Consider the following 26983-nt stretch of genomic DNA (forward strand, 5'->3'; position numbering starts at 1 on the left):
GTGGACGGCCTGTTCCACCGCCCGGAATACCGCCCCTCCTCTATCCCGAGTCCGCTGACCACCACCATCGGCGTGTTGACGGCGCCGCCAGAGGTCGGCTCCACGCAGCAGGGCCACATTCTCAATCTTCGGGATACCTACGGCTTTATCCAGCTCGATGCCGGCGGGGACAATATCTTTTTCCCCTTCAGCTCCTTGGCGCCTGGGGAGGCGCAGCGGCTGCAAATCGGCATGCGCGTGTCCTATGAATACAGCCGCGGAGAGCGTGGACCCATTGCGCCGAGGGTTTGGATATTGCCCGGCCAGATATTGCCAGCCTAAAATGGGGTATCGGGCTTTATGTCAACTCAACCAATACCGAACTGATCACACTAAACGTTCGGATAGGTCTCTGTCATCATGTCTTGACTGCCCCTGGCACGCTGACGCCAATTTGAGTAGGAGCGCCCATTCAATTTGCTCTTATAGGCCAAATGACGCATGCCGCACCGGGAAAGCCTATTTCGCCACCCGCACCACGTCGATGACCGTACCGTCGCGGTACTGGACGACGGCAGCGATGCGGCCGTCACGGGCAGGCGCTTGCCGTGTCGGGCCTTGCCCTGTCAGGCGCTGCAGCTGCGTCATGGCACACACCGGCAGTCCTGCAGCCTTGAGCCGCTGCGCCATTTCCTCGCGGCGGGGATTGACCGCAACGCCCGCCTCCGTCACCACCACGTCCACGGTAGAGCCAGGCGTGGTAATGCACCCCACCCGCTCCACGAGCTTGAGGCCGGCGCGCGAGGTCAGTGTGGTGGTGACGATGGCCAGACGTGCTCCGTCGGCCGTGTCGGCATGGCCGCCGGAGCCCCCCAGAATCCGCCCGTGGCTGCCGGTGGTGACATTGACGTTGAAATCCAGGTCCACCTGCGCCGCGCCCAGGATCATGGCGCCGAGCTGGTCCACCACCGCGCCCTTTCCATGCGGATTGGCGTACAGGGATGCCGACATCGCCATATGGCGTGCATCGCGCCGGTACGAGTCCACAGCGCGCAGGTCGAAACACTGGACGTCGAAAAGGGCACGGAACAGCCCCTCGTCGAGCATGTCGCACAGGTAGCCCGTGACGCCGCCAGCGGCGAAGCTGCCCTGCACGCTGCGGCGCCGCATCACGCTGCGTAACTGGTCTGCCACGGCCAGCGAGATACCGCCGGCGCCGGTCTGGAACGAGAAGTCCTCGTCCAGCAGGCCCGAGGCCTCGATGACGCGGGTGGCGTTAGCGGCGATCTGCAGCCCGACGGGGTCGGTAGTAGGTCGCGTGGTGCCCGAGAGGATACCGCCCGCGTCGCCGATGGAATCCACCGTCACCACGAAGTCCACGCGTTCCTGCGCGATGTCGATGGGGCACGCCGGGTACGGCACCACGTGGTCCGTGATGGCCACCACGTGGGCCGCGTGCTGCGCGTCCACCATGGCGTAGCCCAGCGGGCCGCAGGCCGCAGGGCCCTCCACGCCGTTGAGGTTACCGCAGCGGTCGGCCGCGGGCGCAGCGATGAAGGCCACGTCGATCCGCAGTTCGCCGGACTCGATGGCGCGGGCCCGGCCGCCGTGCGTGGTCATGACCACCGGCGTGGCCAGCACGCCGCGCGACACCGCGTCAGCCACCGGCCCCGACATGTAGGCCGTGTGCAGCCGTGTCACCACGCCCGAGCGCAGGTGCGTCACCAGTGGCTCGTGCACCGGGAACAGCGAGCTGGCCGCCACCGTGAGGTCGCGCAGGCCACGCGCGGCGGCCTCGGCCAGCACCAGGTTGAGCACCTGGTCGCCGTTGCGCAGGTGATGGTGGAAGGACAGCGTCGCTCCGTCGCGAATGCCGCAGGCGTCGAAGGCCAGGCTGATGGTGGACAGCAGCTTGCTGCGGCTGTCGCCGTTGAGCCGCACTGGGGCCGGATGCGCCTGCGCGCCCGCCGGGGCCGAGCAGTGCCCGGCGTAGGGACGCACAGGACCATAGCCGGCAATGTGATCGGGAAGAGGCGCGAGAGAAGAGCGGCTAGCGTCCATGGGTGCGTGCGTCGGGTTCTCAGCTTCGGTCGGCTCGCGTCAGCGTGCGCCGGGCCTGCAGCACCACCGGTGCGTCCACCATGCGGCCGTCAAGCTGCACGGCGGCGCCGCCGGACTGCGCATCGGCCTGCACCACGCGGCGCGCCCAGGCTACTTCCTGTTCGCCGGGCGCGAAGGCTGTGTGCACCCCAGCCGGCTGCTTCGGATGAATGCACAGCTTGCCGCCGTAACCCAGGCGGCGCGCGCGCAGCGTGTCGCTGCGCAGTCGCTCCTCGTCACCGGTCTGCACCGTGACACCGTCGATGGCCGGCGCTAGCCGGGCCAGCCGCGTGGCCAGGACCACCGCGAAGCGCAGCGGCAGCAACTCGGACTCGTCCTCGCCGCAGCTGAACCCCAAGTCGGCCATGAAGTCGATGTGGCCCACTGCCAGCCGCAGTACGCCCGGCGCCGCGGCAATTGCCTTGACCGCGTCCAACCCAGCCGCGCTCTCGATCAGCGGTACCAGCGCGACGTCCGGCAGGCGTTCGTGCAGGCGCTGCAGCGTGGCGGCGGACTCAGCCTTAGGCAGCATTACGCCCGCCAAGCCCGGTAGCGCGGCCGCGGCCTGCACGTCGGCCTCGAAAGCAGAAGAGCCTTCGCTGTTTATCCGCACCACCAACGGTAGGCCCAACGCTGCAAGCGCGTCCCATTGCGAGCGGATTGCCGCACGTGCAGAGTCCTTGTCCGCCACCGGCACGGCATCCTCCAGATCCAGGATCACGGCGTCCGCGCCGGCGCGGATGGCCTTTTCAAATCGCTCGGACCGGTTGCCGGGTACGAAGAGGAAGCTACGGGCCTCGGCCAGGGCCGGGTGCACGGCACTAATTGAAATCTGGGCGGAAGGTGAGGTCATGGTTTGAGGGCCTACTCAGCCGGGTTGCGTCGGGGCATGCGGAGCTGCCGCTCTCGTGGCGAGTGCGGGCGCGCTGGTGTCACGATTGTGTGAAACCGCCTCCTGACGTGCCATTTGTGAATTTGGAAGGTGGGCTTAACCCAAACCTAACGCGCCGGAGTGCCGGGCGGCGCATCCGGTCAGTAGGTCCGAACACGGGCAGGTCCGCGGCGTGTTGTGTGCCACTGAGGTAACCTGCCGACGCATTTTTTGGGAGTTCTTCATGCGCAAGACGGTGCATTTCGACCTGACCGACATGCGCTTGCTGGTGGCCATTGCCGAGGCCAACAGCCTCACGCGCGGCGCCGAGCGGTGCCACCTTTCCGCCGCCGCAGTCAGCGTGCGCATCAAGAACCTGGAGGAAGCCATCGGCGCACGGCTGCTCTACCGCAGCAGCCAGGGCGTGACGCTCACCCCGCCGGGCCAGGCTTTCGTGCACCACGCGCGCGCGGTACTGGGCCAGATAGAGCACCTGCGCAGCGACCTGCAGGAGTATGGCGAGGGAGTTAAGGGCCACCTGCGGGTGTTCGCAAGCATCACAGCCATGGCGGAGTTTCTGCCCCCAGTGCTCAGCCGCTACCTGGCTACTCACCGCGACGTCAGCATCGACCTGCGCGAGCGCCCCAGTGGCGACATCGTGCGCGCGGTGACAGAAGGGCAGACGGACTTGGGCATCGTCTCGGGCCCGGTACGCACCGAAGGGTTGGAAGTGCTGCCCTGGCGCAGCGACCGCCTGGTACTGGTCACGCCGCTGGAGCATCCTCTGGCCGGTCACGGCACCGTCTCGTTTACCGACACCTTGGAGCATGACCACGTGGGCCTGCAGGAAGGCACAGGGCTGCACGCGTTCCTCACGCAAAAGGCCATGGACGTGGGCCGGGCCTTCAAGCTGCGTATCCAGGCCGGCAGCTTCGAAGTGTGCTGTCGCATGATTGCCGCCGATGTGGGGCTGGGCGTGATGCCGGAATCAGCGGCGCATCGCTACCGTGAACAGCTACCCATTCAAATCCTGGAGCTGTCTGATGCCTGGTCGCTGCGCCGGCTGCAGCTGTGCGCGCGCAGCTTCGAGCTGCTGCCCGGCTTCGCGCGCGAGTTGGTGGAGATGCTGCAAGCCGATGCCGCTGGTGAGTCCGGCGGTCCGGATTGATCACACGCCCTTGTTGTTGGGGCGCTGGAGCGCCTCGCGCGTGCCTTCATTCATCGGGAAGTTGAGATTGGCATTGGCCGGCGGCACAGGGCGGGTGAACCACTTGGCGTAGATCTCGTTGATCTCGCCGCTCTTCATCAACCCGATGAGTGTCTGGTCCACCAGCTCCTTGAAGCGGGGATCATTCTTGCGCAGCATGAAGCCATAGGGTTCGCTGCGCAGGCGCTCACCAAGGAGCTTGTAGCCCCCGGGATTGCCAGAACGCGCAATGAGGCCGGCGAGCTGCACGTCGTCAAGGATCATGGCCGCCGCACGGTCGCTGGACAGCAGCAGGAAGGTTTCGGAAGTGTCCTTGCCGGAAATCTCAACCATGTCCGCGTTCTCCGCCCTGCGGTAGCCGCGCATGAGCTGGATGGACGTGCTGCCTGTCACCGTCGCGACAGTCTTACCGCTCAAATCGGCAAAGGAATTGATGCCGCTGGCTTTCTTGACTGCCGCACCGACGCTGGCCACGAAGTGCGTGGGAGCAAAATCGACCTGCTGCTGACGAGCCTCGGTGTTGGTCGTGGTACTGCACTCCAGGTCCACGGTGCCGTTTTGCACCAGCGGGATGCGATTGGACGGCGTCACGACCGTGTATTGCACTTTCAGGTTCGGCAGGGCCAGCTTGGTCTTGACCGATTCCACGATCTTCATGCACAGGTCTGCCGAGTAGCCGATCGGGTCGCTGTTGGCATTGATCTTGTACGAGAACGGGAACGAGGCGTCGCGCCCGCCAAGATTGATGACACCACTGTCCTTGATCTTCTGCAGCGTGTCGGGCACCTGAGCGGATGCGCACGTACACAGCAGTGCGGCGCCCAGCATGGCGGCGATCATGGTCGGTTTCGAACTCAGTGTCATGTGCGTACTTGCCAAAGCGAGTGGAGAGAAGATCTCAAAAAGCGCGCTGGACAGCCCGAGTATTCTTCGGGGGCGCTCTCCAGGCGTCCCAGCCGCCCATCTTAGAAATGGATCGGCAAATGACTGCCATAGAATTTTTCTCGGCATTCCATGCTCGGGCGTGATACCCATGAAGACAGTCAATTCAAGACTTGTTGAGAACGTACCTTTACTGCCTTGCAAGGCTACAGGATGGATGATGTCTTTTCAGGCGTGTTGCCCTACCAACGGCTACGCGCCACCGAATGTGGGCTTCTCACGTGGCCACGCGCGCCACATGGCCCCCAGGCACAGCCCGAGCGGCACGGACCCGATTGCGTAGGCCAGTCCGAAATTGCTCCATTCATTGGCAATCAAGCCAAACAACGGCGGCGTGATCACCACGCCCAGGTACGTGAAGGCCAGCGTGCCTCCTGTTGCCATGCCGGCCTGGCTAGCGCCTGCCAGGCGCGCGACCGCAGCCAGGTAGACCCCGTTCCAGCCCAGCGCCGTGGCGCCGTAGACCAGCAGGACTGCAAGCACTGCCCCGGTGGGCGTGGGTGGGCCGAACAGCGGCATCAGCATGCCGCAAACCATCATCAGGCCGCACAGGCCAATAAGCGTGAACCGCGCTCCTGGCCCGTTGTCAGCCACCCATCCCCACAACACCCGGCCCACGACACCAGCAGTCTGCGACATCGACAATGCCGCGCCGGCCGCTACCAGCGTCCAATGCAACTGCGCTGTCAGGTAGCTCACGAGGTAGGCGGTCAGGCAGACCTGAACGGCAGAGAAGATGAAGGAGCACAGCGCGAGTGTGCGCAACCTCGGTGCCTGCCACACCACCCGCACCGGCTGCAGCAGCGCGTCCAACGCGGGCCAGCCATTGCCGCGCGACAGGCCTACATCCAGCGAGGCGCGCAGTGTTTGCGCAGGCAACGCGCACAGGGCAGCGGCTGCGGCCACTACCCACAAGGCAATGGCAGCGCCGGCACCCAGCGCCAGTGCCGGCACCACGAGACCTGCAATGACGCCGCCCAGCGGTACCCCGGTCTGCTTGACTGAAAACACCATGCCCATGCGGTGAGCGGGCGTCGTGCGGGCCAGGATGTGGGAACTCGCGGGCGTCATCGGCCCGTAGCCCAGGCCGAGCACCAGGGCACCGGCCAGCGCCAGTGGCAGCAGGCCTGTGGCAACCAGGGCCAAGCCCAGTGCGCACAGGCCCAGAGCGCATTGGCTGGTACGGATAGCTCCGTGCCGGGCGATGATCGGCATGCCAAGCACGCTGGCGACCATAGCCCCGAGGTACACCAGCGCCACGTAGATGCCCACCGCTGCGGTTGGCAAGCCCATGCGTGCCAACAATCCCGCGGCCACTACCGTCGGCGCAATGACTGCGGCCGAGGCGAGCGACTGCATCGCCAGCGTGATGAGCAGTGAAGAAGTCGTGCCGGGTTGCCGTGCTTCGGGTTGCGTCATCGGCACGACGACAGGTGACTTACGGTCAGCGAGCGCAACAGCGGCAGTTTTCCGGAGAAGAAATGGTCCGCGCCTGGTACGACGACCACCGGCTTGGCGATGGGGCGGGCCCAGTCCAGCACGTTGGGCAGTGGCACGGTTTCATCGAACTCGCCGTGGATGACCAGGGCCTCGTCCCCAGCGGCCGGCGTCTCGAAGCGCCGTCCGCTTTGCACCTCGCCGGACGGCATGCCGGCCAGCACCACGCGCGCCGCTGGCCGACCGGCGTCCGCCAGCCGCCGCGCAACGTGCGCCTGCACGAAGGCGCCGAACGAAAAGCCGATCAGGGCCAGTGGCATGCCCTCGTGCTCGGCGCGCAGCCGCTCGGCCAGCGCCAGCAGGTCCTGTGCCTCGCCGACGCCATGATCGTGCTTGCCCTGGCTGGCGCCCACGCCCCGGAAATTCGGTCGCAGGCTCAACCATCCCTCGTCGCGCAGCGCGCGGGCCAGCAGCTGCGGGATCTTGTGCTGCGCGCTGCCACCGAGCAGCGGCTGGGGATGGGCCACCACCGCCACGCCGCGGGATGCATGGGCTGGCGCGTCGATGAAAACCTCCATCGCGCCGGCAGGCCCTTCCACCAGCACGGCGCCGCGGGTGTCGAGGGCACGCCCGAACAGGGTCAGCGGTGCATGCATGGCGTGTCCTTCATTGCAGCGGCAAGTCAGTCAGCGTACACGCCTGCAGCCTTAATCAGCGGGCCCCAGCGGTCGGTCTCCGCCTTGAGCCAGCTACGCAGCCCCTCGGGCGTCTGCTTGTCCTCGGGCACGATCTGCGCGCCCAGCTCCTTCATTTGCTGCTGAAAAGCAGGCTCCTTGAGCGCCGCGCGGAAGGCGGTGTTGATCTTTTGCACCACCACCTGCGGCGTGCCCTTGGGCGCGTACAGGCCGTGCCAAACCACCATGTTGAAGCCCTTGAGGCCCTGCTCGGCCAGCGTCGGCACGTCAGGCATGGCCGGGATGCGCTGCGTGGTGGTGACGCCGTAGAGATTGACTTTGTCGGCCTTGATGAAGGTCGTGGTGCTGGTGGTCTGGTCGCACAGCAGGTCCACTTGCGAGCCCAGCAGCGCGTTCATGGCCGGGGCCGTGCCCTGGTAGGGCACGGTCTGGAAGTTCTGGCCGATGGCTTGGCGAAACAGCAGGCTGCACAGCTGCGACACCGCGCCCAGCCCGGCGTGTGCGACGTTGACCTTCTCGGCATTGGCCTTCAGGTAAGGCAGCAGTTCCTTCAGGCTCTTCGCGGGCAGGTCCTTGCGACCCACAAGCGTCATGGGCACGTCGATGACCTGGCTGATGGGCTCGAAGTCGTTGAGGGGCGAGAACGGCAGTTTGCGGTAGAGCGCCGGCGCCGTGGCCATGCCGTTGTGGTGCAGCAGCAGCGTGTAGCCGTCGGGCGCGGCCTTGGCCACGTAGCCCGCGGCCAGCGTGCCGCCGGCGCCCGTCTTGTTTTCCACCACGACGGGCTTGCCGATGGTCTTGGTCAAAGCCACGCCCAGCGACCGGGCCACCACGTCGGTTGGGCCGCCGGCGGAAAACGGGATGACCAGGGTGATGGGCTTGCTCGGGTAGGCGTCACCCTGCGCCAGGGCCAGCGACGCCGTGAACAGCAGTGCGGTGCCGGCAAGCAGCGGTGGGGCAAATTTCATGCTCTTGTCTCCTGTCGGGAATGGCGAGGTTGCGGCCCGCTTTCGCGGCCCGGGCTCGTGTGAAGAAGGCTCGGTGTGGGCGGGCGCAATCGGACCGCCGGGGGTCAGATCGCCTTGTGTTCGCGCAATGCCGCGATGTCGGGCGCCGAGTAACCCAGCTGCGCCAGGATGCTTTCGGTGTGCTCGCCCAGCGCCGGCACCGGGTCCATGCGCACGTCGCCGTGGCCGGTGAGGCCAGGCGGCAGCAGTGCCGGCACGGGGCCGGCCGGCGTGTCCACGTCCACCCAGCGCGATCGCGCCTTGAGCTGGTCGTGCTCCCACAGGTCGTGCATGTCGTTGATGCGCGCATTGGCGATCTGCGCCGCCTCCAGGCGGTCCACCACCTGCTGGGCGGTAAGCGTGGAGAAGGCCTCGACAATCAACGCCCGCAGCGCCTGCCGGTTCTGCACACGGCGAGAGTTGGAGGCGAAGTCCGGGCTGGCCGCAAGATCAGGCTGCTGCAGCACCTGGCTGCAGAACAGCGCCCATTCGCGCTCGTTTTGCAGGCCCAGCATCACGGACTTGCCGTCTCCAGCGGGGAACGGCCCGTAGGGGTAGATGGTGGCGTGCGCAGCGCCGGCGCGCGGCGGCGGCGTGGCGCCCTCGAAGGCGTAGTAGAGCGGGTAGCTCATCCACTCGGCCATGCTCTCCAGCATCGACACGTCGATGCGCTTGCCTTGTCCCGTCTGAGCGCGCTCCAGCAGCGCGGCGAGGATGTTGGTGTAGGCATACATGCCCGCGGCGATGTCGGCGATGGAGCAGCCCGCCTTGGCCGGTTCGTCCGGCGTGCCGGTGATGGACAGGAAGCCCGACTCGCTCTGGATCAGCAGGTCGTAGGCCTTCTTGTCGCGAAACGGCCCCGGCGCGGCCGGGTCATCGCCGTAGCCGGAGATGTCGCACACGATCAGGCGAGGGTGCTCCTGCGACAGCGCCGCGTGGGACAGCCCCATGCGCGCCGCCGCGCCGGGTGCCAGGTTCTGCACCAGCACGTCGGCCTGCGCCACCAGCTTGGCCAGCACCGCCGCGGCCTCGGGTTGCTTCAGGTCCAGCGTGATGCTTTCCTTGGAGCGGTTGGTCCACACGAAGTGCGAAGCCAGCCCCTTGACGCGCTCGTCGTAGCCCCGGGCGAAGTCGCCGCTGCCCGGGCGCTCGACCTTGATCACGCGCGCGCCCAGGTCGGCGAGTTGGCGCGTGCAAAACGGTGCCGCGATGGCGTGCTCCAGCGACACCACCGTGATGCCCTTAAGAGGCAGGCTGCTCATGGCTCTGTTCCTTCCTCAGTACGACTTGGGCAGGCCCAGCACGTGTTCGGCCACGTAGCTGAAGATCATGTTGGTGGAGATGGGCGCCACCTGATAGAGCCGCGTCTCGCGGAACTTGCGCTCGATGTCGTATTCGCAGGCAAAGCCGAAGCCGCCGTGCGTCTGCAGGCACACGTTGGCCGCCTCCCAGCTGGCCTTGGCCGCGAGGTACTTGGCCATGTTGGCCTCGGCGCCGGCGTTCTCGCGGGCGTCAATTTTCTCGCACGCCTTCCAGCGCATGAGGTTGGCCGCCTCCAGCTCGATGAAGGCGTCTGCGATGGGGAACTGCACGCCCTGGTTCTGGCCGATGGGCCGGCCGAACACCACTCGCTCGTTGGCGTACTTCGTGGCGCGGTCGATGAACCAGTAGCCGTCGCCGATGCACTCCGCAGCGATCAGCGTGCGCTCGGCGTTGAGCCCATCAAGGATGGTGCGAAAGCCCTTGCCTTCCACGCCCAGCAGGTTCTCCTCGGGAATCTCCAGGTTGTCGAAGAACAGCTCATTGGTCTCGTGGTTGACCATGTTCAGGATCGGCTGCACCGTCAGGCCGTTGCCCACGGCGGTCTTGAGGTCCACCAGGAAGCAGGAGAGTCCGTCGGTCTTCTTCTGCACCTCGGCCAGCGGCGTGGTGCGCGCCAGCAGGATCATGATGTCGCTGTGCTGGATGCGCGAGATCCACACCTTCTGCCCGTTGATGACCCAGCGCCCGTCCTTGCGCACCGCGGTGGTCTTGAGCTTGGTGGTGTCGCTGCCCGTGGTGGGCTCGGTCACGCCCATGGACTGCACGCGCAGCTCGCCAGCAGCGATCTTGGGCAGGTAGAAATCCTTCTGCGCCGCGGAGCCGCTGCGCACGATGGCGTTCATCACGTACATCTGCCCGTGGCAGGCGCCGGAGTTGCCGCCCGAGCGGTTGATCTCTTCCATGATTACCGATGCCGCGGCCATGGACAGGCCCGAGCCGCCGTACTCCTCGGGGATCAGCGCTGCCATCCAGCCGGCCTGGGTCAGCGCATTGACGAACGCCTCGGGATAGGCGCGCTGCTCGTCCACCTTGCGGTGGTACTCGTCCGGGAACTCAGCGCACAGGGCGCGCACGGCGTCGCGGATGTCCTGGAACTCGTCGGGCGTGTGGTGCTTCATGATGCTCTTGTCTCCAATCAGTCTTGTGCGAGGGTGGCGGTGGCCTGCATGGCGAGCTGGCCTGCGGGGCCGCGGGCCCACAGCGTGGCCACGTCGCCTTCAAGTCGGCCGCACACCTCGAAAGGCGCGATGTCGAACAGCGGGCTCACGGCCTTGAAATCGAAGGTGGCGATACGGCGCGCCGAGTGCGCGCGCTGCAGTTCCTCGATCAGCAGCGTGGCGATCAGCGGCCCGTGCACGACCAGGCCCGGGTAGCCCTCTTCCTGCGTGACGTAGCTGCGGTCGTAGTGGATGCGGTGGCCGTTGAAGGTCAGCGCCGAGTAGCGGAACAGCAGCACGGGGTCGGGCGTGATGCGGCGCCCGAACTGCTCATCGGTCGGCGCAGCCTTGGGCGCTACGGGCGCCTCGCCCGGCTGCGGCATGTCCCGGTAGACGATGTCGTGCTCTTCGGTGATGGCGACGCCCTCACCGTCGAAGATCTCGTGCAGCACGCGCACGAACACCAGCTCGCCGGTGCGGCCCTGCTTGCTGCTGATGTCGGCGATGCGCGAGACACGCTGCACGGCCGAGCCCACTACGAGCGGACGCAGGAACTTCAGCCGCCCGCCGGCCCACATGCGCCGCGGCAGCGGCACCGGCGGCAGGAAGCCGCCACGCTTGGCATGGCCGTCAGCGCCGATGGAGGATTGCCGGTCGCTCGGCAGGAAGTACAGCCAGTGCCACAGCGGCGGCAGCGCGTCGCCCGCATTGGCCGGGGCGGTGTCCCGGTCCAGCGTGGCCGCTAGCAGCTTCACCGGCGTGGGCGAGATCACGTCGTGGGTTTCGGCAACCTGGCCAAGCCAGCGGTGGATGGAGTTGTCGGTCATGGAAGGAGTCCTGCTCAGGGGCAACGCTGCGAGGGCGTAGCGTGGGGGCTGGCCGCCGCGCGGGCAATTTGCGAATGCCAAAGCCGGCCTTAGCCGTGCGTTAAGGCCGCCAGGCGTCAGAGCGCGCGCACGAGTTCCGGGACGGCCTGGAACACGTCGGCTTCCAGGCTGTAGTCCGCGATACTGAAGATGGGCGCTTCCGGGTCCTTGTTGATCGCCACGATCACCTTGGAGTCCTTCATGCCTGCCAGGTGCTGGATCGCACCCGAGATGCCGCAGGCGATGTACAGCGTGGGCGCCACGATCTTGCCGGTCTGGCCGACCTGCCAGTCGTTGGGGGCGTAGCCCGCGTCCACCGCAGCGCGGCTGGCGCCCAGCGCGGCGCCGAGCTTGTCGGCCAGCGGCGTGAGCACTTCAGTGAACTTTTCGGCCGAGCCCAGAGCCCGGCCACCCGAGACGATGATCTTGGCGGCCGTCAGCTCGGGCCGATCCGACTTGGTCAGCTCACGCCCGACGAAGGTGCTGTTGCGACTGGCATCGACCGGGGCAACGGCTTCGATAGCGGCATGACCCCCCGTGGCCGGCGCGGCGTTGAAGCCCGTCGTGCGCACGGTGATGACCTTCACGGCGTCCATGCTCTGCACGGCGGCAATGGCATTGCCGGCATAGATGGGGCGCTCGAAGGTGTCTGCCGACAGGACCTTCGTGATGTCGCTGAGCTGCGCCACGTCTAGCTTCGCAGCCACGCGCGGGGCGGCATTGCGCCCGGCAGCGGTCGAGGGGAACAGGATGTGGCTGTAGGCACCGGCCACGGCCAGCACCTGCGCCGCCACGTTCTCGGCCAGTTGCGCACCGAGTGCTGCCGAGTCGGCGTGCAGCACCTTGGCCACGCCCTGCACCTGCGCGGCAGCTTGAGCGACGGCGGCGGCGTTCTCCCCAGCCACCAGCACGTGCACCTCGCCGCCGCAGGCGGCGGCAGCGGTCACGGTATTGAGCGTTGCGGCCTTCAGGCTCGCGTTGTCGTGTTCGGCGATGACGAGTGCGGTCATGTCAGATCACCTTGGCTTCGTTCTTGAGCTTGTCCACGAGGGTGGCCACGTCGGGCACCTTCACGCCGGCGCCGCGCTTGGGCGGCTCGCTGACGTTGAGCGTCCTGATGCGCGGCGTTATGTCCACGCCCAGGTCCGCCGGCTTGACGTTCTCCAGCGGCTTCTTCTTGGCCTTCATGATGTTGGGCAGCGTGACGTAGCGCGGCTCGTTCAGCCGCAGGTCGGTCGTCACAACCGCCGGCAGCGTCACCGACACCGTCTCCAGGCCGCCGTCCACCTCGCGCGTCACCTGCGCCTTGCCGTCAGCCACTTCTACCTTGGAGGCGAAGGTCGCCTGCGGCATGTCGGTGAGCGCGGCGAGCATCTGGCCGACCTGGTTGCAGTCGTCGTCGATGGCCTGCTTGCCCAGGATCACCATGCCCGGCTGTTCCTTGTGCACCAGGGCCTTGAGGAGCTTGGCCACGGCCAGCGGCTGTAGTTCGAAGGAGGAATCAGCCGGGGTCTCGACCAGGATGGCGCGGTCGGCGCCAATCGCCAGGGCGGTGCGCAGCGTTTCCTGGCACGCGCTTGCGCCGCAGGACACGGCGATGATCTCGGTGGCCACGCCCTTTTCCTTGAGACGGACAGCCTCCTCGACGGCTATTTCGTCGAAAGGATTCATGCTCATTTTCAAGCCGGCCATGTCCACGCCGCTGCCATCGCTCTTCACGCGGACCTTGACGTTGTAGTCAATGACCCTCTTCACGGCCACCAATACTTTCATAGTCAATCCTTTGCTGCTCCGAAAACCGCTCCACGAGGCCGCGATTGCCACCTTCGACGGGGTTTTCATTCGACGTCACACGAAATTCCATTTGCAGAATGGGAATGCGCCATTGGGGCTCGCCTTGGCTGCGCCGTAAGGATTCCAGGCACTCTCGAAGGTATGCCACGACATAATCCTTTCTTGAGTTCATTAACTGCAAACATCCGATGCTTGTAGTTTGGTTGCCTTTCGCTGCCACTTCAATTTGCAAATCACAAACAGGGCATTCGGGGGGCATTAACGCCATTTGAAGCAAAGCAAAGAAGACACGCCGCAGCCATGCCGGAGAAGCAAAATTTCCCCGACATCCATGTCCAGCTTCTACTGAGATACCTGTGGCCAATGGGCTCACATCGAGTTAGCTATTGGCAAGAACGCATCAACTCCAGCGGTCTCGAAAAAAGGCGGTTTCACCGCACGATGGGCTACATCCCCGCGTAGTTCGGCCCGCCGCCGCCTTCGGGCGTGACCCAGACGATGTTCTGCGTCGGATCTTTGATGTCGCAGGTCTTGCAGTGCACGCAGTTCTGGGCGTTGATCTGCAGCCGCTGTCCCCCGCCCTCGGCCGCGACGTACTCGTACACGCCCGCTGGGCAGTAGCGGTTCTCCGGGCCGGCAAAGGTGGGCAGGTTGATGCGTGTCGGTACCGTCGCGTCCTTGAGCGTCAGGTGCGCCGGCTGGTTTTCCTCGTGATTCGTGTTGCTGATGAACACCGAGGACAGCTTGTCGAAGGAGAGCACGCCGTCTGGCTTGGGGTACGCGATGGGCGCGAACTCGGCGGTCGGGCGCAGGCTGACGTGGTCGGGCAGCTTGCGATTCACGGTCCAGGGCGGGTTCTTCATGCCCAGCCGCGGCAGCAGCCACTGCTCGACGCCGGTCATGAGCGTGGCGGTGGAGCGGCCCTTCTTGAACCACTGCTTGAAGTTGCGGGCCTGGTTCAGCTCATCAAAGAGCCAGCTCTTCGCGAAGGCCTCGGGATAGGCCGTGAGCTCGTCGCCGCTCCTGCCCGCCTGCAGCGCCTCAAAGGTGGCCTCGGCGCAGAGCATGCCGGTCTTGATCGCGCCGTGGCTGCCCTTGATGCGGCTGGCGTTGAGGTAGCCCGCGTCGCAGCCCACCAGCGCGCCGCCCGGAAAAACCGTCTTGGGCAGGCTCAGCAGGCCGCCGGCGGTGATGGCGCGCGCGCCGTAGCTGATGCGCTTGCCGCCTTCCAGGTGCTTCCTGACGGCCGGGTGCGTCTTGAAGCGCTGAAACTCCTCGAACGGGCTCAGCCACGGGTTCTGGTAGTCCAGCCCCACGACAAAGCCGATCGCTATTCTGTTGTCGGCCGCGTGGTAGATGAACGAGCCGCCGTAGGTGTTCGGGTCCAGCGGCCAGCCGGCAGTGTGTACCACCAAGCCCGGCTTGTGGTTGGCGGCCGGCACTTCCCACAGCTCCTTCAGACCGATGCCGTAGCTCTGCGGGTTCTTGCCCTCGTCGAGCTTAAAGCGCGCGATGAGCTGCTTGCCCAGGTGCCCGCGCGAGCCCTCGGCGAACACCGTGTACTTGCCCAGCAATTCCATGCCGAGCTGGAAGCTCTCGGTGGGCTCGCCGTCCTTGCCCAGGCCCATGTGGCCGGTGGCGATGCCGCGCACGTGGCCGTCCTCGGCATAGAGCACTTCCGCCGCGGCGAAGCCGGGGAATATCTCCACGCCCAGGCTTTCCGCCTGTTCGGCCAGCCAGCGCGTCACCTCGCCCAGGCTGACGATGTAGTTGCCATGGTTCTTGAAGCAGTCGGGCAGCAGGCCGTGCGGGGTGGTCTTTTGGCCGGTCTCGGAGAGGAACAGGAACTCGTCCTCGGTGACGGGCTGCTTCAGCGGCGCGCCCAAGGCCTTCCAGTCCGGGAAAAGCTCGTTGAGCGCGATCGGGTCCATGATGGCCCCGGAGAGGATGTGGGCGCCGGGCTCGGAGCCCTTTTCCAGCACCACCACCGAGACCTCCGCATTCGCCGCGGCGGCGAGCTGCTTGAGCCGGATGGCGGTGGACAGGCCCGCGGGGCCGGCGCCGACGACCACCACGTCGTAGTCCATGGACTCGCGCGGGCCGTACTGTTCGAGCAGTTGCTGGGAAATCATTCATTCATCCTGAAAGCTTCAGTCCGCTGACATCCAGCCAGGCAAAGCCCTGGAAGCGATCTGGCGAACCGCTGGAAGGCATGCTGCCGGCCGGCCTGCAACGCACTTGGGGTGGAAGCCGTCAGGGTGGCCCAAGCGGGTCCGAGCGGCAATTTGCAATTGCCAAAGCTCCCCTTAAGCACTGCTTGCGGCCCTGAACCGCAGGCCACTTCGACTCGGTTTGCTTCGGACATGCGAGTTCAACAGCAAGCTAAGGCCTGCCCCGTGCGATGCAGCAGGCCGGACGTGATCAAGCCCATGCGGGGGCATTTCGCCACCAGCGCGCTGCCTTGCCCGTGCAACGCCATCCGGTCGAAGCGACGCCGAGCGGCGGAAGGCACTCAGACCTCAGTCGGTAATCCGACGCTGAGCTTGTGCACAAAGCGGGATCAAGCCCGGCGCGGTGAGATATGCATTCGGGTTATGTATCAGTCGCCGTCGAGATGGGTCGCTTGATGGGAGCGAGGCAACATCAGGGAGAACAGCAGGACCACTGCGCTCATCACCGCCACGTACCAGAAGTAGGTCGTCTCGATGCCCTGGGATTTCAGCCAGAGGGCGGCGTACTCGGCCGTGCCGCCGAACATGGCATTGGCAACTGCATAGGGCAGCCCCACTCCCATTGCGCGGACCCCCGCCGGGAACAACTCCGCCTTGAGCAGCCCGCTGATCGAGGTGTAGAGGCTCATGCCGAGCATCGCGAACAGAACCAGTCCGAAGGCACTCCAGGCGCTGCCCGCTGTGCCGATCGCGTGGAGCAGTGGCACGGTGCCAACCACGAAGAACAGGCTGAAGGCGATCATCTGGCGGCGTCGACCGATCGCGTCGGACAGCAGCCCGAACAGCGGCTGGGCGCACATGAAGATGAACAGCGCCCCTGTCATCACCGCGCTGGCGGTCTTTGGATTCATGTGGACGCTGTTGACCAGGTACTTCTGCATGTACGAGGTCCAGGTATAGAAGAGCAGCGAGCCGCCGGCGGTGAAGCCCAGCACCATCAAGGTCTCACGGCGATGGGCGAACATGCCGCGCACGGTGCCGGACATGGGCGATTCACGGTGCTTGGCCGAACCGGTTTCGTGCATGCCGCGGCGCAGCACGAGAGCAATCAGAGCGCCGAGCGCGCCGATGACGAAGGGAACGCGCCAGCCCCAGGCCTTCATCTCCTCGCTCGACAGGAATGACTGGAGCACGGCGACGACAAGAACGGCCAGCAACTGTCCGGCAATGATGGTGGCGTAGTGGAAAGAGCCGTAGAAGCCGCGCCGATTGGGTGTCGCGATCTCGCTGAGGTAGGTGGCGCTGGTGCCGTATTCGCCACCGACCGACAGTCCCTGCAACAGGCGCGCCAGCAGCAGCAGGCCGGACGCCCAGACACCGATCTGCTCATAAGTCGGCAGCACCGCGATCATCAGCGACCCGAAGCACATCAGCAGCACCGAGATCAGCATCGACGCCTTGCGACCGCGACGGTCGGCAATGCGCCCGAACAGCCAGCCACCGACCGGCCGCATGAAGAAACCCGCCGCAAAGATACCGGCGGTATTCAGCAACTGCGATGTCGGGTCGCCGCTCGGAAAGAAGGCCGGTGCGAAATAGAGCGCGGTGAACGCGTAGGCAAAGAAGTCGAACCACTCGACCACATTGCCCGAGCACGCCACCAGGATGGAGCGGATGACGCCGGAGCGCCGATGGGCGCCTTTTTGGAAGGAAGCGGTATCGGCGTGGCTGGTTGATGCCAAGGTCGGCATGATGTCTCCTGTCTGTGATCGCCGATAGCGGTGTGACGATCGTGGGTTGTTGGGGGAATTCTGAAAGTCGGTCCGCTATTTGTGAAATACTTAATTGACCTACGCGCTATCTATGAAATGACTACCTATGGAGCTGCGACAACTCAGGTACTTCGTAGGCGTTGTTGAAGCGGGCAGCCTGCTGAAAGCGTCCGCGCGTTTGCACGTGGCTCAGCCGGCACTCGGGCTGCAGATCTCTTCGCTCGAGGAGGAACTGGGCACTCGCCTGTTCGAGCGCACGAGCCGCGGTATGCAACTCACCGAGGCCGGCAGGATTTTTTTGGACCATGCCAAGGTGGTCCTGAACGACATCGAGCGAGCTCGGGCGGCAGTGCAGCAGACGGACGATGCGCCGCGTGGCGAGGTCGCCATCGGTCTGCCCACGACGGTGGCGCTTGCCGCTACGGTGCCGATCGTCAGCGCCTGCCGCGAGCGGCTACCGTTAGTGCGCTTGAAGGTGATCGAGGCGTACAGCGGCTTCCTGCGCGAATGGCTGCAGGCTGGCCGTCTCGACGTTGCCTTCCTGTTCGGCGATGCAGCCGATCCAGTGCTGAGCAAGCAACCTTTGCTCGATGAGCGCTTGGCCCTGGTGTCCAGACCTGTCGACGGCCATCTGCCCGCGCGCATCGCACTGTCCAGGGTGGCAACCGTAGACCTCGTACTGCCCAGTCGCGAACATGGCTTGCGCCGCATCATCGACGACGCGTGCTTCTCGCTCGGGCTACAGTTGAACGTGGTGGCCGAGATCGACTCGCTGCCCAGCGTCAAGCGCGCCGTGGAAGCCGGCATCGGCAGCACCATCCTTCCGCTGGCCGCGGTCGCCGAGGAGGTCGCGGCCAAGCGACTGAGAGCATCTGCTATTGCCGATGCGTCAATGACGAGGCGCGTCGTGCTGGCCGTGAATCTCACGCGACCTGCGACGCGCGCCGCAGCGGCCGTAGCCAGCCTTGCCACTGAACTGATCCACGACATGGTGCGCTCCGGCAGCTGGCCCGGTCACTGGATCGGTGGCTGAGGCGTCGAGCCGGCGCGAGCGTCAACCCGCACGGGGCGCGCGGGATGTCGGCATCACGAGCGCCTCTCCCTCGATCACCACCTTGTCGCGCACGGTACAGACCGTGCTCATCGTGACGCGGCGCTTTTCGAACATGAGTTCCTTGACGGTCACCGTCACGTCGACCTTGTCGCCGGGTCGCACGGGTGCCTTGAAGCGCAGGTTCTGTCCCAGGTACACGCTACCCGGACCCGGCAATTGGCTGGCCAGTGCGCCAGAGATCACGCTCGCGGCGAGCATGCCGTGTGCGATGCGACCCTTGAAGGGCGTCGTCTGCGCAAACGCCTCGTCAAGATGGACCGGATTGGCATCACCCGACACATCGGCGAAGCGGACGATGTCCGCCTCGGTGATGGTCTTTGAGAAGATTGCGCTCATCCCCTCTTCCAGGTCTTCGAAGTCGTGGCCGTTCAGCGCATTCATTGCGGCACCTGCAATCCGAGTGACGCGAGCCGTTCAGCGGCCTGCGGCCAGACCTCGGGGTTCACCAGGCGGTCAGGGCGCTTTGCGGCCGTCAGTAGCTGGACGATTTGCGTGGCGGCAAGCGTGGCGTTATTGCGCCGGGCCTCGTGCGTCACGCCGGCGGTGTGGTAGGTCGCAACCACGTTGGGTAGCGCCAGCAGCGGATGATCGGGCGGCGGCGGCTCCTGTTCCCAGACGTCGAGGCCGGCGCCCGCCAGCTGGCCGCTCAGGAGGGCATCGGCCAGCGCGGCCTCGTCGTGAATGCCGCTTCGCGCGGTGGTGATGAAGATCGAGCCTGGCTTCATCGCGGCGAAGCGCGCCGCGTTCATCATTCCCACGGTGTGTGCGTTGCGCGGACAGTGAAGCGATACGATGTCGGACTGGCGCAGAAGCTGGTCGAACGTGACGGCCTCTGCGCCTCTCCGGGCCATCTCCTGTGCATCCAGGCCCGGATCGAAGCCGAGCACCCGCATGCCGAAGGCACGGCCGAGTGCCGCCGTGCGGCGACCGATCTCACTCATCCCGACCAAGCCCAGCGTGCGGCCGCGCAGCTCGCGGCCCATCAGGTCTTCGCGGCTGAAACCACGCTCCGGACTGCGCAGCCGGCGGTCAGACTCGGCGATTCGCCGCAGCACTGCGAGCATCAGGCCTAGGGACATCTCGGCCACCGAATCGGCATTGCCACCTACCTGGTTCATCACCATCACGCCGGCACGCGTGCAGGCGTCGATGTCGATCGTGTCGCAGCCGGATCCATTGGCCGAGACAGCCAGCAGGTTCGGACAGCGTTTGAGCAGGCGCGAGTCGGCGAAGAGATGTTCAGGCAGCTCATCGCGTGCGGAGTTGGTCTGCAGCACATGAGCCTTCGCCAAGGCCCCGAACAGCGACTCGTCTGCGCCCGCGATGGCACAGGTCTGCAGTGAGATCAACGGTTCGGCGGCGAGGATGCGGTCGAAAACCGGATCCATCCAGAACTCCAGGCGAACGACGTGGAAAGGATCGGTCGTCATGACGGGCTCGCGTTTCGTGAGGGGGTCAGCCGCCGAACTGCGGCGTGCGCTTGTCGAGAAAGGCCGAGACCGCCTCGCGATGGTCGGCGGTCTGGTGTACCAGCGCCTGGTAGGCAGCTGACAGATCCAGGATCGAGGCCAAGCTCATGTGCATGCCTTCGCGAATCAACCGCTTGGTCATGCGCGTAGCCTGGGGCGGATTGGCGGCGATCTCGTCAGCAAGCCGATTGGCGGCAGCCAGCAGTTCGTCCTGCGGCACCACCTGCGACACCAGGTTCCAGGCCAGCGCCGTGGTGGCGTCGATCATGCGGCCGGTGAAGGACAGCTCAGCAGCACGCGACAGGCCAATCACCCGCGGTAGCAGCCAGGCACCGCCGTCGCCGGGCACGATGCCCATTTTCACGAAGCTTTCGGCGAAGCGCGCCTTCTCCGACGCGATGCGTATGTCGCACATGCAGGCCAAGTCGAGCCCGGCGCCGATGGCCGGGCCGTTGACGGCGGCAATCACTGGCACCTCCAGGTTGAACAACGCCAGCGGCAGGCGCTGAATGCCGCCGCGGTAGTCTTCGCGAATGCGCATGCCGTTCACGTCGCCGAAGGATTGCTCCTTCATCTTGCGGATGTCGCCGCCGGCGGAAAATGCCGGCCCCTCGCCGGTCAGAATCACAGCGCGCACAGTAGCGTCGGCGTCGATCCGTTCCACCGCCGCCAGGAATTCCGGCACCGCGGTATTGCCGGTCAACGGGTTACGGTGCTCGGGCTGCGACATGGACAGCGTGACCACGTGGCCGCGCTGTTCGTACTTCAGGAAGGCGGTCATGCCGGGCTCCGTTTCAGGCAAGAGCATGGCGAGCCAGCACCGGCTCGCCCGCCAGGCGTCGGCGCTGCACCTTGTTGACGCCGGTGTCGCGCGGCAGTGCAGCGATACGCAGGATCTCCACCGGCCGCATGATCCTGGGCAGGGTTTCGATCACGGCGGTCGTGCGGGCCAGGTCGAAATTCGGATCGGTAACGAACAGGACTGGACGCTGGCCGCTCACCTCGTCGGGCCGGCTCCAGAGCGCGAACTCGGTAAGGCCGGCCTCGGTCTCCAGCTTGCGCTCCACGTAGTCGATCGGCACGTACTCGCCATTGACCCGGATTGCCTCGCTCAGACGCTCGATGAAGACCAGATTGTTGTACTGGTCGAAGCGGCCGCGATCCCCGGTATGGAACCAACCCTGCGCGTCGACAGAAGGGTCGATCACGCCATCGCGCAGGTAGCCCGAGAACATGGTGTTCTCCGACAGTTGGCGCACCAGGATCTCGCCCTCGTCGGATAGCGTGGCTTCCATGTCGAAGCGGCAGCGGCCGGCGTACTGTGTCGGGCCTTCCACCGCAGGCTCGGCGTCGCCGGGACGCAGTTGCCACAGGTGGCACAGGCCGCCGGCTTCGGTCGAGCCGTATAACGTGATGCCCATGGGCACCGAGAAGCGGCTCAGAAACTCCTGCGACGCAAAGAAGACGCAACGAAGGTTGTGACCTTCGCTGTCCTTTGGCGTCGTGTCCTTCAGCAGCATCTTCAGCGGCGTGCCATGCAGCACGGCGGCCGTTGCGCCGATCCGCTTGACGGTGCTCCAGAAGTCGGCGCTGGAGAAGCGCTTGGTGCCAAACACGCTGGCACCGGCCGTCAGCCCGGCCACGACGCCGTAACCCAGCGGGTTGATGTGGAACATCGGCATCGGGGCATAGACGACGTCGCGCCAGGTGTAGTTCATCGAGTCGGCAATGAAGCGGCCGAGCCGGATGAAGTACGTGTGGCTCTGCGCGCAGAACTTGGGGCGCCCCGAAGTGCCGGAGGTGTGCATGAAGCTGGCGATCTCGCCGCCCTCGCACTGCGCGCCCCATTCGGCCGCATCGCCCTCTGCGGGCGTCGGCGCAACGCCCGTCAACGTCAGCTCGCCAGCCCAGGCACGGCGCGCGTCCAGCTGCCGCCAATCGGCGCTGGCGGGCGCGACGAATTGGTCGTCGAAGAAGGCAACCGCGTCCGGTCGGAGATCGACCAACATGTCGCGCAGCAGCTCTTGCGGATAGTGCGGGTTGATCAGCGCTGTGCGCAGACCCGTCAGCTGCGACGCCATCCAAAGAATCAGGTAGTGCTCGCTGGTGACGCCGATGAAGGCCACCGTGGAGCCCCTGCGCAGGCCGGCTGCACCCAGCTGCCGGGCCAGCTTGCGGGCCAGCTCCAGCGCGTCGGCCAGCTGCATCGAGACAGTGTCCGTGCCGAAGAGTGCCTGCGGGGACCGCTTGGCCGCGCTGGTAATGAGTTGAGCCAGGTTCTGGTTGCTGAACATGATGAGTGCCGGTGGAGGTAGAAGGTTTGTGTAGTTGCGTCAGCGCACGATCAGTTCGCCGACGGGTCGAGATACGGGCTCATGTCCATGCGCGACAGATAGCGTCCGAGGTTGTTTTTCAGGACCTCCATGGACCCGCCGCCAATTTCGAAGGTCTTGGCGTCCCGCCAGTAACGGTTGAATGGCGAATTGACCATCGTCCCGTAGGCGCCGCATACCTGGATGGCCTGAGCCGTCACGCGGTTGGCAACGCCGCAGCAGATCAGCTTGGCCTCGCTCGAATAGCGATCAATGTCGCGTTGCTCGTCGATCGCGTCGGCTGCCGAGTACAGCAGCAGCCTCGCGGCATCGATCTCGGCCAAAGCCTCGGCGAAGTACCATTGAATGCCCTGGAAGTCGAAGACCAACTGGTCGAAGGCCTTGCGCTGCTTCACGTAGGCGAGCGACTCCTCGAACGCTGAACGCGCCAGGCCGATCGACATGGCGGCGTTGAGCGTGCGTGAGTAGTTCAGGTTGCGCAAGACGACCTTCAGGCCCTCGCCGGCGTTGCCGATCAGGTGGTCGAGCGGCACGTGCACGTCCTGCAGCAGCAACTCCACGTGTGGCCCGTTGCGCAGGCCAAAGGTTTCGCTGCGATCACTCACGAAGGTGCTTACGCCTTGCGCATCACGCGGCACGGCGAACACCCCCAAGCCCTCGTCCATCTGCACGAGGATGATGAACAGGTCGGCGCCAGTACCCGATGTGATGAACGACTTCTGCCCATCCAGAACCCAATGATCCCCCTTGCGCACGGCGCGCGTGTCCAACGTGCGAATATCGCTGCCGTGATTGCGCTCGGTCAGTGCATAGGAAGCCTTGAGCCCTTGCGCAAATTTCGGGAGGTAGCGCTGACGCAGCGCCTCCGATCCCGAGCGCAGGATCGCGTTTTGAGCCTGGAAATTCGAGTTCAGCGAAATGCCCACGGATGCGCTGGCCGCTCCCACTTCCTCGAAGAACGAAACGACCCGGCGGAACGAGCAGCCGGCCCCGCCGTATTGCTGCGGCACGATCAGCGCATTGAACCCGTCATCGGCCGCGCGCTGCACGAGCGCGTTCGGGTAGAGGTCGTCGCGGTCGATCTCGGCCGCCATGGGCTTGACGTGTTCACGGGCAAACGCCCGGAATGATTGGACGACTTCCGCGTCCTCGAACTCTTTCCAGAGCGACATGGCTCATGTCTCCTTGTTCTCAGCCCCAGTAGAGCTTGGTGGGGTTGGTCACCAGCACCCTATGGCGCAGCACTGCGTCACCGAGCCATTCGCAGGCCAGGTCAGCAAGCTCGGTGTCGTTGACCATCGGCGCGGCAATGGACGGATGGGGCCAGTCGGAGCCCCAGACCAGACGATCGGGGTTGGCCTGCACCAAGCGGTCCACCAGTGGCCGTACATCGCCAAAGCCGCTGCGCTGCGCGGTCAATCGGTACGGACCGGACAACTTGGTCCAGACGCGCCCTTCACGCAGCAAGCTCACCAGGATGGCGAAGCCGGGCGACTCGGCGGCCCGCTCAGCGGGCAGATGCCCGATGTGGTCTACCACCACCGGCACGCCCATGTCGACAATGCGTTCCAGCAAATGCGGCTGCGCGTCCACGTCAATGCAGACCTGCAGATGCCAGCCGTGCGGTCGGATGCGCTGCACGATGGCCTCGATCTCCGCCACTGGAGCACCGGCCGCGTACAGCGCGTTCACGCGCGAGCCGCGTGCGCCCACGCGGTGCCATAGCTCGATGTCCTTCTCTGGCGTGTCCGCCCGCACCACGGCCACTCCGCGCAACCATGCCTCGTGCTCACGCAGCATGTCAACGAACAGCGTATGGTCCGATCCGTAAACGCTGGGCTGCACGAGTACCGCGCGTTCGATGCCGGTGGCGTCCATCATGCGCCGGTAGTCGGCCATGGGGGCTGCCGCGGGGGTGTAGCTACGCCCCTGCGCCAGAGGGTAGCTGGCCACGTCCTCGAACACGTGGAAATGGCAGTCACAGCTTCCCGCAGGCAGTCGCTCACGCGGGGCGTTGAGCACGGGATCGAACGCAAGGCAGGCAGCTTCAGTCACGGTGTTTCCATCAAAGGTTGTTGCAGGTGCACTTTTTCGAGGCACCCGGAGTCGGTGCGGCAGCGACAAATGTGCTGGCCCTCAGTCCCGCTTCAGGCCGCCGATCGACGTGATGATCGGCCCCCACTTGTCGTTCTCGGCCTTCACCAGCGTCGTCAACGCTTCGGGTGCCGAGCCGACCGGGTTGGCGCTGATGGCTTTCAGCTTGAGTTGGACGTCAGGCAACGCGACTACGGCTTGCAGTTCGCGGCTGAGCACGTCGACCATTGCCTTTGGCAGGCGGGCGGGGCCGAACACGGCATTCCAGGTGTAGGTTTCATAGCCGGGCAGGCCGGACTCAGCAATCGTCGGCACGTCGGGGAACGAGGGCGAGCGCTGGGCCGTGGTCACCGCCAGCGCGCGCACCGAGCCGCTCTTGATGTGGCTGGCGGCACCGGTAAGCACGTCGAACAGCAACGGGATCTGGCCGCCGACCAAATCGCTCATCGCCGGTGCACCGCCCTTGTAAGGTATGTGGGCGATGTCAACGCCAGCCATGGACTTGAACAGCTCGCCCGAAAGATGGGGAGGCGTGCCAACACCCGACGAACCGTAATTGAACTTGCCCGGCGACGCCTTCAGCAGCGCGATCAGCTCATGCACGTCCTTCGCCTTGATCGACGAGTTCACCAGCAGTACGTTGGGCACAGTGGCCACGAGCGAGATGGGCGTGAAATCCTTTTGCGGGTCATAAGGCGACGGACGCATCGAGAGCGGATTGATCGCATGGGTGGCGACCGTGCCCATCAGCAGCATGCTGCCGTCGGCCGGCGCCTTGGCTACCTTCGCAGCGCCGATCGCGCCGCCGCCACCGGCGACGTTCTCCACGACGATAGTTCGACCGATGCGCTCGGAGAGCTTCTGCGCGACAAGACGGCTCACGACATCCGTGGCGCCGCCGGCGGCGAAAGGCACCACCAGCGTGATCGGTCCCTTCGGCAAGGCCGCCTCTTGTGCAAAGGCTGACGTCGCAGCAGTGCCCAGGGTGACGGCGGTCATCCAGGTCAGAAGGCTACGCCGGGTCGGGTTCGAGAATTCCATGTTTTTGTCTCCTATTCGTTGTGTTGTCTTGCCGGTCTCAGCGGATCACGAACGGGTTGCCCGTCACGGCCCCGCTGTTGATCCACACCGTCTTGACCTGCAGGAACTCGCGGATGGCGTCGATGCCGTTCTCGCGTCCCAGCCCGGAGTCCTTGTAGCCGCCGAACGGCGCCATGAAGCTCACGGCGCGGTAGCAGTTCACCCACACGGTGCCTGCCTGCAGCCGCTCCGACATGCGCACCGCACGGCCGATGTCGCGAGTCCACACCGCGGCGGCCAAGCCGAAGCGCACGTCGTTGGCAATGGCCACGGCCTCCTCTTCGTCCTTGAAGCGGATGATGGAGAGCACGGGCCCGAAAACCTCTTCCTGCGCGATGCGCATGTTGTTGGTCACGTCACCAAAGATGGTGGGCTCCACGAACCAGCCCTTGCCGCACTCCGGCCGGCTTGCGGCCTGCCCGCCCAGCAGCAGCGTGGCTCCGTCCTGGCGCGCGATGTCCAAGTACTCCAGTACCTTGCGGTACTGCGGCGGCGTGGTGACCGGGCCGACCTGCGTGTCGGCATCCATGGGGTTGCCCATGCGTGCCGTGCGCGCAATGGACAGGAGCTTCTCGACGAAGCGGTCGTGGATGCTGTCCTGCACCAGCAGTCGCGAGCCCGCGATGCAGGTCTGGCCGGTGGCGGCGAAGATCCCGGAGATGGCGCCGAACACGGCCTGGTCCATGTCGGCGTCCTCGAACACGACGTTGGGCGACTTGCCGCCCAGCTCCATGGCGGTGTGCTTGAAGTGGCGCGCCGCCTGCTCGTTGATCAGGCGGCCGGTCGCGTCCGACCCGGTGAAGCTGATCTTGCGCACTAGCGGGTGCTCCACCAGCGGCGAGCCCACGTCCTTGCCAAAGCCGGTGACGACGTTGAACACGCCCGGTGGGAAACCCGCCTCCTCGAACAGCTCTGCCAGCTCCAGCGTCGAGGCGGACGTGAACTCCGAGGGCTTGATGACCACGGTGCAACCGGCGGCCAATGCCGGCGCGATCTTCCAGCTCGCCAGCAGCAGCGGCGAGTTCCACGGCGTGATGGCCGCCACCACGCCTACTGGCTCGTTGCGCGTGTAGCTGAGGTAGCCCTTCTTGTCCAAGGGCAGCACCGCGCCCTGAACCTTGTCGGCCAGCCCGCCGTAGTAGTAGAACCACTGCGGGATGTAGTTGAGCTGCGCATGCATCTCCGCCAGCAGCTTGCCGTTGTCGCGCACCTCGGTCTCGGCGAGCTTGCGCGCGTCGCGGGCGATGAGGTCGCCCAGGCGGTGCAGCAGTGCCCCGCGCTGCGTGGCCGTCATCTGCGACCACGGCCCGGTGGTCAACGCCGCGTGCGCGACCTGCACCGCGCGGTCCACGTCGCGCGCATCGCATTCCGGGATCTCGGCCCAAGCCTCGCCGCTGTAGGGGTTCTGGGTCTCGAACCAGCGGCCACCCGCCGGATCGAGCGCCTCGCCATTGATGCGGAGTTGGTAGCGCTTCATGTCATTCCAATTCAACGTAGAGGCTGAAATAGCCCCGTCACACCTGCGCAGGCGGGTGTCCACGCACACCGGGCGGCAACCCGACCCGCGTGGAT

General features: G+C 65.6%; 25 protein-coding genes. 3 read left to right on the top strand and 22 right to left on the bottom strand.

Annotated elements, in window-relative coordinates; genetic code table 11:
* On the top strand, positions 1-321 hold a 321-nt coding region (locus SM757_RS15200; protein WP_322466104.1), incomplete at its 5' end, for a cold-shock protein.
* Positions 322-498: 177 nt separating this feature from the next.
* On the opposite strand, the gene citF is transcribed toward SM757_RS15200, so the two are convergent.
* Both citF and SM757_RS15210 read right to left on the bottom strand, forming a co-directional pair.
* On the bottom strand, positions 499-1980 hold the full coding sequence (citF, locus tag SM757_RS15205; protein WP_322466105.1) for a citrate lyase subunit alpha: 1482 nt from the start codon (positions 1978-1980) through the stop codon (positions 499-501).
* Positions 1981-2059: 79 nt separating this feature from the next.
* The gene (locus SM757_RS15210; RefSeq protein ID WP_322466106.1) at positions 2060-2932 is read right to left on the bottom strand and encodes an HpcH/HpaI aldolase/citrate lyase family protein; all 873 of its coding nucleotides are present in this window, start codon (positions 2930-2932) and stop codon (positions 2060-2062) included.
* A gap of 262 nt (positions 2933-3194) precedes the next feature.
* Here SM757_RS15210 and SM757_RS15215 point away from each other — a divergent pair, with 262 nt between their 5' ends.
* Positions 3195-4118: a LysR substrate-binding domain-containing protein gene (locus SM757_RS15215; protein WP_322466107.1), complete on the top strand. Its 924-nt coding sequence runs from the start codon at positions 3195-3197 to the stop codon at positions 4116-4118.
* On the opposite strand, the gene SM757_RS15220 is transcribed toward SM757_RS15215, so the two are convergent.
* From SM757_RS15220 to SM757_RS15275, 12 genes are all read right to left on the bottom strand, one after another.
* A complete protein-coding gene (locus tag SM757_RS15220) occupies positions 4119-4997 on the bottom strand; it encodes an amino acid ABC transporter substrate-binding protein (protein WP_322466108.1) in 879 nt (292 codons plus the stop codon).
* A gap of 294 nt (positions 4998-5291) precedes the next feature.
* Entirely contained in the window at positions 5292-6518 is a 1227-nt protein-coding gene (locus SM757_RS15225) for an MFS transporter (RefSeq protein ID WP_322466109.1), read from the bottom strand.
* Positions 6515-7192 (bottom strand): alpha/beta hydrolase, encoded by a 678-nt coding sequence (locus SM757_RS15230; RefSeq protein WP_322466110.1) that lies wholly within the window; start codon positions 7190-7192, stop codon positions 6515-6517. Before SM757_RS15230 ends, SM757_RS15225 begins: the two co-directional genes overlap by 4 nt.
* A gap of 26 nt (positions 7193-7218) precedes the next feature.
* Entirely contained in the window at positions 7219-8199 is a 981-nt protein-coding gene (locus SM757_RS15235) for a Bug family tripartite tricarboxylate transporter substrate binding protein (RefSeq protein ID WP_322466111.1), read from the bottom strand.
* Positions 8200-8303: 104 nt separating this feature from the next.
* On the bottom strand, positions 8304-9500 hold the full coding sequence (locus SM757_RS15240) for a CaiB/BaiF CoA transferase family protein (RefSeq protein ID WP_322466112.1): 1197 nt from the start codon (positions 9498-9500) through the stop codon (positions 8304-8306).
* 15 nt (positions 9501-9515) lie between these two features.
* A complete protein-coding gene (locus SM757_RS15245) occupies positions 9516-10679 on the bottom strand; it encodes an acyl-CoA dehydrogenase family protein (RefSeq protein WP_322466113.1) in 1164 nt (387 codons plus the stop codon).
* Positions 10680-10696: 17 nt separating this feature from the next.
* A complete protein-coding gene (locus SM757_RS15250; protein ID WP_322466114.1) occupies positions 10697-11545 on the bottom strand; it encodes an FAS1-like dehydratase domain-containing protein in 849 nt (282 codons plus the stop codon).
* 116 nt (positions 11546-11661) lie between these two features.
* The gene (locus SM757_RS15255; protein ID WP_322466115.1) at positions 11662-12594 is read right to left on the bottom strand and encodes an electron transfer flavoprotein subunit alpha/FixB family protein; all 933 of its coding nucleotides are present in this window, start codon (positions 12592-12594) and stop codon (positions 11662-11664) included.
* Between the two features lies 1 nt (position 12595).
* Complete coding sequence (locus tag SM757_RS15260) at positions 12596-13357, bottom strand: electron transfer flavoprotein subunit beta/FixA family protein (protein ID WP_322466116.1); 762 nt, start codon at positions 13355-13357, stop codon at positions 12596-12598.
* Complete coding sequence (locus SM757_RS15265) at positions 13323-13742, bottom strand: hypothetical protein (RefSeq protein ID WP_322466117.1); 420 nt, start codon at positions 13740-13742, stop codon at positions 13323-13325. The genes SM757_RS15260 and SM757_RS15265 overlap by 35 nt, the downstream gene beginning before the upstream one ends.
* Positions 13743-13824: 82 nt before the next feature.
* Positions 13825-15510 carry an electron transfer flavoprotein-ubiquinone oxidoreductase gene (locus SM757_RS15270; protein WP_322466118.1) on the bottom strand — a complete coding sequence of 562 codons (1686 nt, stop codon included), beginning with the start codon at positions 15508-15510 and terminating at the stop codon, positions 13825-13827.
* A 467-nt stretch (positions 15511-15977) separates the two neighbouring features.
* Complete coding sequence (locus tag SM757_RS15275) at positions 15978-17300, bottom strand: MFS family transporter (protein ID WP_322466119.1); 1323 nt, start codon at positions 17298-17300, stop codon at positions 15978-15980.
* Between the two features lie 127 nt (positions 17301-17427).
* Between SM757_RS15275 and SM757_RS15280 the strand changes: the two genes are divergently transcribed.
* Positions 17428-18354 carry a LysR substrate-binding domain-containing protein gene (locus tag SM757_RS15280; RefSeq protein WP_322466120.1) on the top strand — a complete coding sequence of 309 codons (927 nt, stop codon included), beginning with the start codon at positions 17428-17430 and terminating at the stop codon, positions 18352-18354.
* A 21-nt stretch (positions 18355-18375) separates the two neighbouring features.
* On the opposite strand, the gene SM757_RS15285 is transcribed toward SM757_RS15280, so the two are convergent.
* The 8 genes from SM757_RS15285 to SM757_RS15320 form a co-directional block, all read right to left on the bottom strand.
* A complete protein-coding gene (locus tag SM757_RS15285; RefSeq protein ID WP_322466121.1) occupies positions 18376-18816 on the bottom strand; it encodes a MaoC family dehydratase in 441 nt (146 codons plus the stop codon).
* Positions 18813-19865: a hydroxyacid dehydrogenase gene (locus SM757_RS15290; RefSeq protein WP_322466122.1), complete on the bottom strand. Its 1053-nt coding sequence runs from the start codon at positions 19863-19865 to the stop codon at positions 18813-18815. The genes SM757_RS15285 and SM757_RS15290 overlap by 4 nt, the downstream gene beginning before the upstream one ends.
* A 25-nt stretch (positions 19866-19890) precedes the next feature.
* Positions 19891-20685, bottom strand: a complete 795-nt coding sequence (locus tag SM757_RS15295; protein ID WP_322466123.1) for a crotonase/enoyl-CoA hydratase family protein — start codon at positions 20683-20685, stop codon at positions 19891-19893.
* A 13-nt stretch (positions 20686-20698) separates the two neighbouring features.
* Positions 20699-22198: a class I adenylate-forming enzyme family protein gene (locus SM757_RS15300; RefSeq protein WP_322466124.1), complete on the bottom strand. Its 1500-nt coding sequence runs from the start codon at positions 22196-22198 to the stop codon at positions 20699-20701.
* A 50-nt stretch (positions 22199-22248) separates the two neighbouring features.
* Entirely contained in the window at positions 22249-23409 is a 1161-nt protein-coding gene (locus tag SM757_RS15305; RefSeq protein WP_322466125.1) for an acyl-CoA dehydrogenase family protein, read from the bottom strand.
* A 19-nt stretch (positions 23410-23428) separates the two neighbouring features.
* A complete protein-coding gene (locus SM757_RS15310) occupies positions 23429-24292 on the bottom strand; it encodes an amidohydrolase family protein (protein ID WP_322466126.1) in 864 nt (287 codons plus the stop codon).
* Between the two features lie 81 nt (positions 24293-24373).
* Entirely contained in the window at positions 24374-25372 is a 999-nt protein-coding gene (locus SM757_RS15315) for a Bug family tripartite tricarboxylate transporter substrate binding protein (protein WP_322466127.1), read from the bottom strand.
* Positions 25373-25409: 37 nt separating this feature from the next.
* The gene (locus SM757_RS15320; RefSeq protein WP_322466128.1) at positions 25410-26888 is read right to left on the bottom strand and encodes an aldehyde dehydrogenase; all 1479 of its coding nucleotides are present in this window, start codon (positions 26886-26888) and stop codon (positions 25410-25412) included.
* Between the last annotated feature and the right edge of the window lie 95 nt (positions 26889-26983).

Source organism: Azohydromonas lata (assembly GCF_034427735.1).
Taxonomy (GTDB): Bacteria; Pseudomonadota; Gammaproteobacteria; order Burkholderiales; family Burkholderiaceae_C; genus Azohydromonas; species Azohydromonas lata.

Excerpts from the sequence above, each read along its gene's own strand:
- SM757_RS15210 (WP_322466106.1), bottom strand. The coding sequence starts at position 2,932 with ATGACCTCACCTTCCGCCCAGATTTCAATTAGTGCCGTGCACCCGGCC.
- SM757_RS15215 (WP_322466107.1), top strand. The coding sequence starts at position 3,195 with ATGCGCAAGACGGTGCATTTCGACCTGACCGACATGCGCTTGCTGGTG.
- SM757_RS15220 (WP_322466108.1), bottom strand. The coding sequence starts at position 4,997 with ATGATCGCCGCCATGCTGGGCGCCGCACTGCTGTGTACGTGCGCATCC.
- SM757_RS15225 (WP_322466109.1), bottom strand. The coding sequence starts at position 6,518 with ATGACGCAACCCGAAGCACGGCAACCCGGCACGACTTCTTCACTGCTC.
- SM757_RS15230 (WP_322466110.1), bottom strand. The coding sequence starts at position 7,192 with ATGCATGCACCGCTGACCCTGTTCGGGCGTGCCCTCGACACCCGCGGC.
- SM757_RS15235 (WP_322466111.1), bottom strand. The coding sequence starts at position 8,199 with ATGAAATTTGCCCCACCGCTGCTTGCCGGCACCGCACTGCTGTTCACG.
- SM757_RS15240 (WP_322466112.1), bottom strand. The coding sequence starts at position 9,500 with ATGAGCAGCCTGCCTCTTAAGGGCATCACGGTGGTGTCGCTGGAGCAC.
- SM757_RS15245 (WP_322466113.1), bottom strand. The coding sequence starts at position 10,679 with ATGAAGCACCACACGCCCGACGAGTTCCAGGACATCCGCGACGCCGTG.
- SM757_RS15250 (WP_322466114.1), bottom strand. The coding sequence starts at position 11,545 with ATGACCGACAACTCCATCCACCGCTGGCTTGGCCAGGTTGCCGAAACC.
- SM757_RS15255 (WP_322466115.1), bottom strand. The coding sequence starts at position 12,594 with ATGACCGCACTCGTCATCGCCGAACACGACAACGCGAGCCTGAAGGCC.
- SM757_RS15260 (WP_322466116.1), bottom strand. The coding sequence starts at position 13,357 with ATGAAAGTATTGGTGGCCGTGAAGAGGGTCATTGACTACAACGTCAAG.
- SM757_RS15270 (WP_322466118.1), bottom strand. The coding sequence starts at position 15,510 with ATGATTTCCCAGCAACTGCTCGAACAGTACGGCCCGCGCGAGTCCATG.
- SM757_RS15275 (WP_322466119.1), bottom strand. The coding sequence starts at position 17,300 with ATGCCGACCTTGGCATCAACCAGCCACGCCGATACCGCTTCCTTCCAA.
- SM757_RS15280 (WP_322466120.1), top strand. The coding sequence starts at position 17,428 with ATGGAGCTGCGACAACTCAGGTACTTCGTAGGCGTTGTTGAAGCGGGC.
- SM757_RS15285 (WP_322466121.1), bottom strand. The coding sequence starts at position 18,816 with ATGAATGCGCTGAACGGCCACGACTTCGAAGACCTGGAAGAGGGGATG.
- SM757_RS15290 (WP_322466122.1), bottom strand. The coding sequence starts at position 19,865 with ATGACGACCGATCCTTTCCACGTCGTTCGCCTGGAGTTCTGGATGGAT.
- SM757_RS15295 (WP_322466123.1), bottom strand. The coding sequence starts at position 20,685 with ATGACCGCCTTCCTGAAGTACGAACAGCGCGGCCACGTGGTCACGCTG.
- SM757_RS15300 (WP_322466124.1), bottom strand. The coding sequence starts at position 22,198 with ATGTTCAGCAACCAGAACCTGGCTCAACTCATTACCAGCGCGGCCAAG.
- SM757_RS15305 (WP_322466125.1), bottom strand. The coding sequence starts at position 23,409 with ATGTCGCTCTGGAAAGAGTTCGAGGACGCGGAAGTCGTCCAATCATTC.
- SM757_RS15315 (WP_322466127.1), bottom strand. The coding sequence starts at position 25,372 with ATGGAATTCTCGAACCCGACCCGGCGTAGCCTTCTGACCTGGATGACC.
- SM757_RS15320 (WP_322466128.1), bottom strand. The coding sequence starts at position 26,888 with ATGAAGCGCTACCAACTCCGCATCAATGGCGAGGCGCTCGATCCGGCG.